General features: G+C 32.1%; 9 protein-coding genes, 1 pseudogene and 1 riboswitch. All 10 genes and pseudogenes read right to left on the reverse strand.

Translation table 11 applies throughout. The features are described 5' to 3' along the window. Positions 1 to 115 precede the first annotated feature (115 nt). The gene (locus KM029_RS08120; protein WP_144072804.1) at positions 116 to 976 is read right to left on the reverse strand and encodes a LytTR family DNA-binding domain-containing protein; all 861 of its coding nucleotides are present in this window, start codon (positions 974 to 976) and stop codon (positions 116 to 118) included. 147 nt (positions 977 to 1,123) lie between these two features. Continuing rightward, positions 1,124 to 1,654, reverse strand: coding sequence for a YceI family protein (locus KM029_RS08125; RefSeq protein ID WP_144072805.1), 531 nt, complete (start codon positions 1,652 to 1,654; stop codon positions 1,124 to 1,126). Between the two features lie 145 nt (positions 1,655 to 1,799). Further along, complete coding sequence (locus tag KM029_RS08130) at positions 1,800 to 2,663, reverse strand: DUF1295 domain-containing protein (protein WP_144072806.1); 864 nt, start codon at positions 2,661 to 2,663, stop codon at positions 1,800 to 1,802. Then, positions 2,660 to 3,433, reverse strand: a complete 774-nt coding sequence (locus KM029_RS08135) for an MBL fold metallo-hydrolase (RefSeq protein ID WP_144072807.1) — start codon at positions 3,431 to 3,433, stop codon at positions 2,660 to 2,662. The genes KM029_RS08130 and KM029_RS08135 overlap by 4 nt, the downstream gene beginning before the upstream one ends. A gap of 114 nt (positions 3,434 to 3,547) precedes the next feature. Continuing rightward, on the reverse strand, positions 3,548 to 5,674 hold the full coding sequence (locus tag KM029_RS08140) for a DUF5686 family protein (protein WP_221465129.1): 2,127 nt from the start codon (positions 5,672 to 5,674) through the stop codon (positions 3,548 to 3,550). A 12-nt stretch (positions 5,675 to 5,686) separates the two neighbouring features. Beyond that, a pseudogene (locus KM029_RS27155) lies at positions 5,687 to 5,995 on the reverse strand (carboxypeptidase-like regulatory domain-containing protein); the annotation flags it as partial. Continuing rightward, positions 5,992 to 7,446: a M20 family peptidase gene (locus tag KM029_RS08145; RefSeq protein WP_144072809.1), complete on the reverse strand. Its 1,455-nt coding sequence runs from the start codon at positions 7,444 to 7,446 to the stop codon at positions 5,992 to 5,994. The pseudogene KM029_RS27155 and the gene KM029_RS08145, both read right to left, overlap by 4 nt. 84 nt (positions 7,447 to 7,530) lie before the next feature. Next, positions 7,531 to 8,808 carry a sensor histidine kinase gene (locus KM029_RS08150; protein WP_144072810.1) on the reverse strand — a complete coding sequence of 426 codons (1,278 nt, stop codon included), beginning with the start codon at positions 8,806 to 8,808 and terminating at the stop codon, positions 7,531 to 7,533. Positions 8,809 to 8,810: 2 nt separating this feature from the next. After that, positions 8,811 to 9,491 (reverse strand): response regulator transcription factor, encoded by a 681-nt coding sequence (locus KM029_RS08155; RefSeq protein ID WP_144072811.1) that lies wholly within the window; start codon positions 9,489 to 9,491, stop codon positions 8,811 to 8,813. A gap of 41 nt (positions 9,492 to 9,532) precedes the next feature. After that, positions 9,533 to 11,977 carry a TonB-dependent receptor family protein gene (locus KM029_RS08160; protein WP_144072812.1) on the reverse strand — a complete coding sequence of 815 codons (2,445 nt, stop codon included), beginning with the start codon at positions 11,975 to 11,977 and terminating at the stop codon, positions 9,533 to 9,535. A gap of 210 nt (positions 11,978 to 12,187) precedes the next feature. Then, a riboswitch (SAM riboswitch) is annotated at positions 12,188 to 12,297 on the forward strand. Positions 12,298 to 12,471 lie beyond the last annotated feature (174 nt).

Consider the following 12,471-nt stretch of genomic DNA (forward strand, 5'->3'; position numbering starts at 1 on the left):
AAACATAAATGGAGATTTACTGGTTAAATACGTAAAAGTTGTAGATGGGATTCTGTTATAAGAATGGGCTTTATTTTGCTATCAATGGGCCTTTTTGTGATAAACGGGACTAGTTCTATATATAAATGGCAATTAATTCTTTTGAAAAGCTTCTAGATACAGGAATAGAAAAATCTAAATTTGAGATATGAAGTTCATAATTTCTTGCATTACCAGAAACCTTTGTTACAAATTTAAAATTAGCAATGTAAGAACGATGACAATTATGTATTTCTGCAATATCCGAAAGTTGTTGAGCTGCTTTTTTTAAAGAGAATCTTATTACATCTCTCTCCACATTATTGTTTTGTATAGAGTATACTTCTAAATAATTACCTTCTGATTTTATACATAACAAACCTTGTAATTGCACTGATACTTTTTGATTTCCTTCTCCAATAGTTACTTCTTCAACTTCTTCAGTTAATTCCTCTTGAAGATGGTTACTAAGATTATTGTTAATAGTTTCAGCCTGTTTCTCTTTACCTTCTCGCAAGAGTCGTTCTAAAAATAATACTAAAATAACAGTAGGAAACACCCCTACTGATAAGGTAATAAAAAAGAAATCAAATAGGGAATGATTTATTGTTGGAGCTACTTCGCTTATTACTATTGTAAAGTACCAATTAAAAATACTAATTACACATAATTGAAATAAGATAAAGGTCAATGTTTTTAAAACAGTCCATCTATCTACATTAAATTGTTTAGGTAAAAGTTGAGGTAATAAAAATAAAAAAACTACTAGAACAAAGAAGGTTATTAATCCATATCCAAAAATATATTCAGGTTGTTTTACAGCCACCCTTTCTATTTGAAAAGGCCTAAAAACAAATAAAAAAACAGTAACAAAAAGACCAAATGAAATAGCAGTCCACAGCTTATGCTTTGTTTTATGAAGAAATGGAAATGGGGCGTTTAGTAGTTTTAAATTCATTCTTTAGTAATGTAAACTTCCTTCTTATTAATTCTATCAAAGATAAAAAGTACATTATTTAAAACACTCATATTATTTAATTAAAAAAATAAAAAAGAGAGCAGGAATACCTACTCTCTTCTTTAAATGATTCTACAATTAACAATCTTAATATTCTAATCGTATTTCTACCTTTACTTCATTTCCAACAACATAACTTATGGTACCTCCTCCAATTGTATAATCTTCTAAGGATACCTTAAAATCACTTTCTAAATAATGTTTCCCATCTTTATCTAAAGTCTTAAATGAGATAGTTTGTTCTTTGGTTATCCCTTTAATTGAGATTGAAAATAAGCCTTCAAAGTGATTTTCTTCTACAGCTTTAATCGTTATACTTGATATAAGTATTTCAGGAAATTCACTACTATCAAACCATTCTTTCGCTTGTAAATGAGTATCTCTTTTTTCATCAGATGTATTAATATCAGAGATAGATACTTTACCATATATTTTTGAAGTTTTAAGGTGTTCAGGATCAAATTGAATATTGTAATCAACTTTATCAAAACTTCCTTCTACATTCCAAAAAAACTTTGATATAGAAAACTGTACTTCTGCTTTTTCATTTTCTTGAGCAAGCCCCGTAATTCTAAAACCAAAGATTAATAAGAGTGTGGCAATAATAATTTGTTTCATGCTTGAATAGATTAATAATTAACTTGATAGCACAAATTTATGGAGTCTCAGCTTCTCAAAATTGTATAAATCGGAAAACAATTATCAAAAAAAAGCTACCTATTTTTAATCAATAGATAGCTTGTAATTAGAAGGTTATATAACCTTAAAAAGGCAATACTCTTGCTACTTCTTTCTTATATTTTTGAAACGATTCAGGCCTGTTTTTCATCATCTGCTTATCTTTTAACGGAATTGATGCAAACATAAACATCATCCACATACCCACTGAACCTAAAACGGTATACCAAGGAGCTGCATAAGCTGTACCCATCATGGCAACGCCAAACCAAAACATCATCTCTCCCAAATAATTAGGATTTCTTGATTTAGCCCAAATTCCCGTTCTTAAAATATCGTCTTTTTTCTTATTAGGTCTTAACCTAAATTTAGCAAGTTCATTGTCCGCTAAATATTCAAAAATAGTCCCTACAAAAGCTGTTGCTGCTCCTAAATAAAACAACCATCCAATTTCTAAAATACCTGCTTCATAAACCCATTGAAGTCCCCACATACTAGCAAAAACTATTAATGTTGGATATAAATGAATGGCTAAGAAATTTATAGGTTGAAAGAATGCCTTAAACTGATGTCTGAAACTTACATATCTAAAATCTTCGTGCTCCCATCCAGACCAACCTCTTGCCCAACTTAATGTAAGTCGCCAAGACCATAAACTAACTACAATAGCACATATCCATTGAGGTGCTGACCAATCTGCTCCATCGAATAGATAAAAATATTGAAGAATAAAATAGAATGGAATAACGCTCCAATACGCATCATATACACTGCTATTTTTCTTAATTACAGAAAACATATACGTTACCACTGTCATTGCTAAATCTGCATATAACATACGTAATACTAGCGGTTTCTCTTTAAAATATTGAAAAGCAGAATAACCACCTACAGCCACTATAAAATAAATGACTGTAATTTCTAGAAGAGCAATTTGTTTCTTATTCATGAGATTGTTGTTAGTTTATAATGATCTAAAGGTTGATAGGTTGACGAAAGCCAAGGCAATGCTTTTAATTGATCTGTTGGTACTGCACGCACTACTTTTGCGAAAAATGTGACTAACCCTTTTGCATGTTTGTCCTCATCGTGTGTTGGTACTATCACTTTAGGTTGTATCTGATCAAAAAGCGTTTTTACTCCATCTATTCCTGGCGAAACAACCCCACCTAAAAAGAAAGGAAGCTTATATAAATTAAAAGGTGTAATTAATAGTTTACAATCACTTACTCCCGCAAGTTGGTCTTTATGTTTTTGATCTAAAGAAAAACCATGAGTTGCGAAATAAACACTCTCTTTACCATCATCTAAAACAAAGCAATCATAAATGGGATCTATAGCTCTGCGTGTTGGTAAAAAATGTATATCAACCTCTTTTATGGTAATTTTATTTACTTTTTTATCTAAAGGAAGAAATGCTGTTTGAGGTAATATTTTTTGTACGTCTTTTGCAATGCTTCTTGGACCAATAATTACTTTTGGCTGAAGTTTAAGTAAAGTTTCCTTATGAAAATGATCTGGATATTTCTGTGTGATTAATACAGCATCATAACTCGGTACATTATCAAATGCCAACGGTGGAGTTCGATGCCACTGCATGTTAAACCAAGAGAAGAAGTCTATTTCTGTTCCTTGAAGCCAAGGATCAACTAATAATTTTATGGTATCAAACTCAATAAACCAAGAATTGTCCATATTGAGTCGTTGTAAGTTTATCATTTTAATAGAGAGAAAGAAAGCTATAATTTAACTCTAATATAAACCTTAAAAATCACTTGTTGTTTAAACTTTATTAATTATTATTTGAGTTTTTTTTTAGCGAAAGTAAAGTAATCAAAACTCAGGGGAAAACGCAAACATAATTCCGTACTTACGTGATGCATTTTCTTGATAGGTAGCTCTATAGATAAACATTACTTTTACCATTCTAAATATATTCTCAACTCCTCCACCAACTTCTACATAAGGTGTAGAAGGATCTAAACTTCCAAAAGAAGTACTGTTCTCATCCCATGGATTTACATTGGCTGTTTGATTTGCATCAGAAACACTTCCCCATAAAATATTAGAAAGAACAAACGTTTTGGCATTCCACTTCTTTAATAATGGGAGTCTATTAAGTACTAAACCCTCAAAATGATGAAATACTCTGATACTAGCATATTGATCGCTCATAAACTCTCCAAAACCCATAAGGTTATAACTAGAGCCACTGTAGATATAGCGTAGATTATTTCCTCTATGTACAAATAAGAGTGGAAAAGGCACTGTAGAAGGTGTCCAACCAGAAGATATTCCATAATCTAACCTACCAATTGTACCTAATTTAAAACGGTGACTTAAATTAAATTCTACTTTATGATAGCTATCTGTTGCCCCTAAAACACTTGGTAACCCACGTTGATAACTCAAAGAAATTGTTGGTAACTTTCCGTTTGCTGCAACATATCTATTTAGATGTCTACTAGAAACATACCGTTTACCAAAATCAAAAATTATTGATCCTCCTATTTCTGCAGTTGTTATATTAGAAAATGCGAGAGTATCTGTTAATTCTGTTGCAAAATAGTTTTCGTCTTTATAGGTAAATTGCCCTCTAAGTTGAATTCCCTCACTTATATATGTACCTGCAATAAGTTTAGCTTCATCTAAATAATAAGGGTTAGAGTATGTACCCCAAGCTTGAGAAATCCATAAATAAGGATCTTGACCTGGATAGGTAATTCCAGCTCCTAGCCTCTGTAAAGAATGTTGTGCTCTTGCATATAAAAATGTCCATGTATCGTGGTTAAGAATATACTTTGCCATTGCTCCCCACTTCCATTCTTGGTCGTTTGTACCATATGCAACATACCCTCCACCAATTAAATTCTTATTCCATTGTGTGTTTGTTAAACCTCCTACCTGAATTCTATGTTCTTCTACATTATTTTGTGCATATAAAACAGTTAATGGTCCGAAATCAAATCCTCCCATCCTATAATATCCTGTAACCGCTATGTCTGCTATTTTTGCTGCAGATTTAACAGTGGGCATTTGCTTTACAGTATCAATCATTGCAAAAGTAGTGGTATCTACTTCTTCAAAATTTATGGTAGAATCTTGTGTAATAAAGGTATTTTCAGTTTCAATATCTACTAAAAATTTCTGCCAGTTTTCTTTCAATTTCCCTCCTACCCACAATTTTATATTCTGTTGGTAAGGAAACCATATTTGAGTAGTATCTAAAGGAGCCATTTTCTGCTCAACTGTAATACTATCAATAAAATTTAAGGGTGATTTCCGACCTATTTCGGCATATACTTTTTTAATAGCAAATCCCTTTTCCTCATCAGTTATCCAAATAGTACCACCAAAAGTTTGGTCATTCTCTCTTCGAGGTATGTAATTGATTTTATAGCACCAATCTTTATCTATTTTTTCGTAGGTAACTAATTCAAAATCATAGAAGTTTTTAAAACTAGGATTTAATGGCGATGCAAAATCATACCTTAAAAACCGTAACCAATGCTGATAAAAATTTACAGTAGTCTTCTCATTATCTAACCCTTCTTTAAATTGGTTTTCAAACTCAGGTCCTAAAAAAGCTTCTTTGTAATAAAATTGATCCCTATCTTCTGCTCTTCCTTTCGCATTGTAACTCACTTTCTGTTCAGAATGAGACACGTACATTGGAATAAGAGGTTTTCCGTTATCATCTTTTTTAAGAGAATCTATTGCCTCCATTCTTTTAATTGCAGAGGCGATTAATTTACGTTCAGTAAACTCCTTATTTATATCTGCTAAAAAAATGTTTGTGCGCATTTTAGATTGGTACTGAAAATCTTCTTGACCTTGAAAATTATGCGTATCAGCGTTTTTCATTGCCAACCTGATAATTTCCCAAGCTGGATTTTCGTATCCTCTTCTTCCTACAACTACTTCTTCTAATTGATGTGCAGCTTTATCGAGGTAGATCAAAGATTCTTTTCTATCTAGTGTATCTAACTTTATCAGTTTGGAAGCATATCCTAAACAAGAAATTTCTAGAGTAACTGTATCAGACGATATACTTATTATAAACTTCCCTTTTTCATCAGTAGAAGTTCCATCACCGCTACTTAATAAAGTAAGGTGTGCAAAACCAACAGGACGTAATGATGAACTATCAATAACCTTCCCGGCCCATTGTATTTCTTGTGCATTACCAATTAATACACTACATGTAAGCAGTAATGATAATAATGTGGTTCTAAAAAATTGGTTTAAACTTAAATCTAGTGAACTAATAACTTCTATTATTTAGTTGAATTCTTAATCAATTGAGCGTAAAATCTTATCGCATTATTAAACTCTTCTACACCTATTCTTTCATTCGTTCCATGAAACGTTTTTAAATTCTTTTTATTTAAATGAAAAGGGCAAAAACGATATACATTTGATGAAATCTCTGTAAAATATCGAGAGTCTGATGCGGCAATCATGATATATGGTGATATAACAATATCTCCAAAAATTTGTTTGATTGATTTATCTAAAGTGATGTAATTAGGAGAATTTACATCAGAAACTATTGCTGCTTCTGATTTATTCAAAATACGTAAATGTACCTTATCATCGTTTATAGATTCTTTGATATACTCATATACATAATCAATACTTTCTCCAGGAAGTATTCTAATATTTAAAACTGCTTTTGCATGAGTTGGTAATACATTATTCTTTGCTCCACCTTGAATGATGGTTGGTGCAACAGTAGTACGTACCAAAGCATTTGATGAGGGCGATTTTTCATAAACACTCATCAAAACAGGTTCTAATAAGTCTGCATTAGAAAACACAATCTCAAAACCTAACGGCATTTCTGGGCCAACATAATCAATAAAGTTTCTTAGTGGAGGGGAGATATAAGATGGAAATGGATTTTTTTTAATATTTGTAATCGCTTTACTAATTACGTCAATTGCTGTTTCTGGCTTTGGCATAGAAGCATGACCTCCTTCTATTTTTGTTGATAGTTCTAACGTTAAATATCCTTTTTCTGTAGTACCAATTAAAGCAACATCTTGCGACATTCCAGGTACTAACCCTTGCGTTATATATCCACCTTCATCTAAAACAAACTCAGCTTCTACTCCTTTTTGTTTTAAATAATGTGCTACTTGACTTGCCCCATTTACTCCCATCACTTCTTCATCATGACCAAAAGATAGATAGATAGTGCGCTCTGGTTTAAACCCAGATATAATAAGGTTTTCTACTGCTTCGCAAATACCAATTACACCAACTTTATCATCAATAGCACCTCTACCCCATATTAACCCATCTTTTATTACACCTCCAAAAGGATCTTCTTTCCATTCAAATTTATTTTCTTCTGGAACGGGAACCACATCATAATGCGACATTAAAATGATCGGTTTTAAACTGGGGTTACTTCCTTTCCATTCAATAAGCATTGTAAACCTACCAAACAGATGGTGTGTAGTTGTTTTAAAAGAATTTGGGTAAGTTTCTTTTAGAAAGGCTAAAAACTGAAAAAATGAAGCTGAATCTAACGCAGCTGGATCATCATAAGAAATTGTTTTAATCTTAATCGCTTCTGATAAATGTTTAGCAGCATCTTTATTTACATGTGCCTTAGGTATTATTTCTACCTTAGACTGCTTTGATGAAAACAGTGCTAAATTGCTAAAAATATAAATGCTCGCAATAACAAGAGTACCTAAGATAATACCAATCAGACGTTTCATAAATAAGATTTGATGAGATGTTTTTCAGTTCTAATAATTTAAATTAGTCAGTCTGTTAATCTCCTCCAAAAACCTACCCACTTTTTATGCCTCTACTGTAAAAATATGTTGCCTATGTTCATATTTATACGAAATAGTTAAACCACTTACTTTACATATTTTATGTACTAATGCTAATCCTAAACCTAAAGATTGAGAAGATGAATTTCCTTTTATAAAACGTTTAAACAGTTGATCTTCTGGAATAGTTAGTGGTGCACCATAATTACTAATTGAAAAAGAGACTTCTGTCGTCTTTATTTTAATGGGACCCTCATTAGATCCATACCTAATTGCATTCTTAAGTAGATTCTTTAAAATGATATCAAAAAGGTACGGATCGATAGTTAAAGTATGAGTGAAAAGTAAATTCTTTTCTATTGATAAGGATTTCAAGCTAGCCAATTCTTCTATGGCTTCTACTTGTTTATTTATTTCTGCTTCGGTTTTGATTTCTTGTATATCGGTAAACTCTCCATTCTCAATCTTTGTGATTAAGTTAAGTGTTGTCCCCAATCTAGAAAGGTGATTTGCTTCGTCGTAAATAGTTTTAATCACACGGGCATCTTTTTCTTCAAGTTCCTCAGAGATCATTAGTGTTTCTGCCTTATTTCTAATAATTGCTAAAGGTGTTTGTATCTCGTGTGCAATATCTTCTGTATACTCTTTTAGATGATTATAATCTGCATCAATCCTCTTCACCATATTTGTAAATAGATTTTGCATTTCAACAAATTCAGAAGTAGATGTTTCTACTTTTTCAATCTTATCTGCAGAACCTACTTTAAAGCGTTGCATTTGCTCTAGAATTCGTCTAAAAGATTGTAAGAAGTAACCAGAAAGAAGATAGTTAAATGTTACTGTTAGAATAATTAAAACGATAAATGAGGGAACGACATATTCAAAAATATCATCTCTAAAATAATAATAATTTTGAACCTCTCTATCCATTTCTATTCTATAAATTTTGCCATTGGCTTCTATTAAAGAAATTCTTTTTCTATGGATAAGATTACGCTCAATATCTTCATGAAATACTGTTATATCTTCATTTACAGGGTATTCTGTCTTCTTACAACGTTTAGAAACTTCTTTGATTTTTGTAATATTATGACCTATGATAGAGTCTGGAGACATACCTTCTTCTAGTAGATACTTTGCTTTTTTCTCTAACCAGCCAAAACGCCTATTCAGATCTGAGTCAATAAACTCATCGGCTTCTCTTGTTAAGAATTTTGCATTAAACAAAAAGACAACCAATGTAAATATTAAATAGAAAAACGTAATTCTTGATAGTAAATTAAATGTCTTCTTGTTACTCATAATTATAGAGAAGTGGAAAACTTATATCCCATGCCATAAACAGATTTTATTCTATCTACACCACCAGATTTCTGAAGTTTTTTTCGTAAGTTTTTTATGTGAGAATAAATAAAGTCAAAGCTATCGGCTTGGTCAACATGGTCGCCCCACAAATGCTCTGCAATATTCTCTTTTGTAAGCATTTTATCTTTATTATAAAGGAAGTAGATCAATAAATCATACTCCTTTTTAGTGAGTTCTAAGGGAATATTATTGACAGAAACATTTTTAGATAAAATATCTACTTTCAATTCCTTGATTATAATATCATTACTCCCTTTAAATTTTTTTCTTCTGAAAAGAGAACGAACTCTAGCTATTAATTCTGCCATATGAAATGGCTTTGTAATGTAGTCGTCAGCACCAAGATCTAGCCCAAGTACCTTATCGTCTATACTATCTCTAGCAGTAACGATAAGGACTCCAGCATTTGGATCAACTTGTTTGATTAGTTTGACAATATCCAAACCATTACCATCTGGTAAACCTAGATCTACCACTAAGATATCGTATTCATAAACACCAATTTTATCCCTAGCCTCTTCGAGTGTACTTACCCACTCAATGCTAATTTTCTGGTCTTTAAATGCAGATATTACCCCTTCTGATAATGCTTCATTGTCTTCTATCAACAATAATTTCATCCACTTATATTTTATTCAATAATTTTGATAGTAATAGATTTTTAGAAATCCATTCCACCACCATCACCACCTCTACGAGATGGCTTAAAGTTATTCAATCTATACGTTAAAGTTGCAGTAACTACATGAGGATATCTAAAATCTTCAGTATAATTATTAAAACCTATACCTTCTGAGTAACTTTTTCTTCTTGCAGTACCAAGAACATCGTTCATAGAAACTGTAAGTGATAATTTTCTTTTCAATAAGCTCTGCTTTACAGCTGCAGTCATCATAAAGTAACCTTCATTTCTACCCTGAGCCGTCACTGTTTCACCAGTATATCTATTATTTACTTGAATAGAAGTCCCTTTTCCTAACTTAAATGTATTGTTAAAACGACTACTCCAGTTTAAACTCTGACGATCAAAGCTTTCTCCTTCTAACTCTCCCTCTACTCTGTAATCATATAGGTTACCCATTATATCCATGGTCCACCAAGTAAATGGTTGGAAATTTAAAGAAAGTTCTAGTCCTAATGCATAATCAGTACCTACATTTTCATAGGTATGTAATATTACTCCTTCTTCATACACACTTTGTACACGTTCAATCTTATTGTGAGTCATTCGGTAATAAGAATCTAAAGATACAGTTGCTTTATCTCCTAGATTTTTTAGGTATCCAAAATCAAAAGAATCAATATTTTCAGGTAATAAAGCAGGGTTACCTCGTCTTACGTTAAAGGCATCTTGCCAAGTTACAAATGGCTCTAAATAATACCCCCTAGGACGTTCAATTCTGCGAGAATAGCTCAACATTAATTGATCGTCCTTAGGAAGATTATAAGATAAGTGAATTGTTGGAAAAATGTTCCATTGGTCAACAGGAAAGTCTTCTTCTTGTCCTTTTAAGTTAATGTTTCTCCCTGTGTACTCCGCTCTTAAACCACCTTGGTAGCCAAATTTTCCAATTCTACCAGCGTAAGTACCATAAAGAGAATGAATAGTTTGGGTGTATTGAGTTGTAAAACTAAAGTCAGGTGCAAAAATATAATCTCCAGTAGCCACATCATAATTGTAAACTTCATTTACATCTTCACTTTTATTCAAGCGTGTTTGCCACCCTGCCTCTATTTTGTCAGTTGCTCCAATTGGTAAAGTATAATCTATTTTGGCTCTTAATCTTCCACCCGGTCCAATTTCTGTAGAACGTTGCCCACTTGAAGGTGTTTCTGCCACATTTCCATTACTATCTTTTTGGTATAATTCGTTTTTAGAACTCTCTGTCATATCACGTCCGCCATAATCTACTTGAGCATCAAGAACGTGTCCTTTTTTAGCAAATTTATGTTGATAGTTTAAGTTTGCAGAATAATACAATCCGCCTCTTTCCCAATATTCGCTACTAATGTATCTATTTTCATTTATCGGGTTTTCACCACCACCAATTCTTTGATACTCATAAAAATCAGCATCCATTCCTCCATACATTTTAAAGTCACCTATTCTACCAGAAAATTTGATGAAATCATTATCCGAAATAGCATATTCAACCCCACCTTGAATACCAGCAACTTCAAAAGTACGCTCTCTATCTCCTTCAGAAATTACATAAGAAGCTGTATCATTTGAATTTGTAATTCGTTCAGATTTATAAGAGCCAGGCCCTGGACGTTTATTGTAGTTTGCTCCGATGTAATAATTCCACTTCTTCTTTTTAAAGTTAAGCAGGAAATCAGCACCTACACGGCCATACATACCACCATTTACATTAAAAACGCCATTAACACCTTCTAGCTTATTCTTTTTAGTAATAATATTAATAATACCGGCAGTACCATCTGGATCATATTTTGCAGAAGGGTTCGTTATTAATTCAATATTTTCAATAGTACTTGCAGGAATTTGTTGTAGAGCTTCAGAAGCATCTAATACAGATGGTCTACCATCAATTAAAACTGTAAATCCTGAAGACCCTCTTAAACTTACATTTCCATCTCCATCTACAGAAACAGAAGGTAAATTCTCTAAAATATCAACAGCCGTACCAGACATAGATGCAAACTGAGTTCCCACGTTTACTATCTTTTTATCAATATCATACTGAATAGAATTTTTTGTTCCTACAACCTCAACAGCATCTAATACCTCAGCATCAGTAGAAAGTACTACATTTCCTAAATTCTTAGAAGATGATGTTTTAGATATCTCTACGTCATCAATAACAGTTTTCTGAAATCCTATAAAAGTAATTTCAACAGTATATAGACCTTCTGGAATATTTTTAATTTGAAACACACCTTCAGCAGAAGTAATTGTACCGCCAATTAATTTTCGAGATACTTTTTCAAATACACTTACTGTGGCATATTCTACTATCTGATTTGTCTCAGATTCTGTCACTTTTCCAGAAATTGACCCTTGTTTTAAAGGGTCGTTTGCAAATACAGATGTAAAAAGAACGAAAGAAAGTATTGAAAAAATGAATGCTATTTTTTTATTCATAAACAGATGAGGTTAATAAGTTCATTACAAACGTAGTATTCAAATCTGTTTGAAATTTGGAGAAATCTGAATTATGGAAAAATAGTATCAAAAGATAGCAAGAGACTTCGTTCTTTTTTGTGGGATATGGAATAACTAAGAATAAGAATTGAAAAAGATTGATAATAAATAGCTAATCTTTCTTTCAATTATCTATATTTGCAATCGCAATACTTATCAAGAAAGGCAGAGGGACTGGGCCCTATAACGTCTTGGCAACCTGCGCTCTCCATAGCAAGGTGCTAATTCCCAACTCGAAGGTGTTCGAGAAAAGATGAGTTTATCTCCTAAAATGACAAAAAGAGGCATTTTCATGTCCTCATGCTAATCAAATAAGTAATGCCTTTTAATTATTAAACTAATTGGACATTTATTGATTTTGATATTTAGAATTTTACTCTTTTGTAGCTTATTAACTTTAACAAGTTGCTTTGAACTAAATGAAAAGTTACAAA

This window comes from Flammeovirga kamogawensis (genome assembly GCF_018736065.1).
Classification (GTDB): domain Bacteria; phylum Bacteroidota; class Bacteroidia; order Cytophagales; family Flammeovirgaceae; genus Flammeovirga; species Flammeovirga kamogawensis.

Bases quoted from the DNA above. Each gene is read 5' to 3' on its own strand.
- KM029_RS08120 (WP_144072804.1), bottom strand. From the start codon at position 976: ATGAATTTAAAACTACTAAACGCCCCATTTCCATTTCTTCATAAAACA.
- KM029_RS08125 (WP_144072805.1), bottom strand. From the start codon at position 1,654: ATGAAACAAATTATTATTGCCACACTCTTATTAATCTTTGGTTTTAGA.
- KM029_RS08130 (WP_144072806.1), bottom strand. From the start codon at position 2,663: ATGAATAAGAAACAAATTGCTCTTCTAGAAATTACAGTCATTTATTTT.
- KM029_RS08135 (WP_144072807.1), bottom strand. From the start codon at position 3,433: ATGATAAACTTACAACGACTCAATATGGACAATTCTTGGTTTATTGAG.
- KM029_RS08145 (WP_144072809.1), bottom strand. From the start codon at position 7,446: ATGAAACGTCTGATTGGTATTATCTTAGGTACTCTTGTTATTGCGAGC.
- KM029_RS08150 (WP_144072810.1), bottom strand. From the start codon at position 8,808: ATGAGTAACAAGAAGACATTTAATTTACTATCAAGAATTACGTTTTTC.
- KM029_RS08155 (WP_144072811.1), bottom strand. From the start codon at position 9,491: ATGAAATTATTGTTGATAGAAGACAATGAAGCATTATCAGAAGGGGTA.
- KM029_RS08160 (WP_144072812.1), bottom strand. From the start codon at position 11,977: ATGAATAAAAAAATAGCATTCATTTTTTCAATACTTTCTTTCGTTCTT.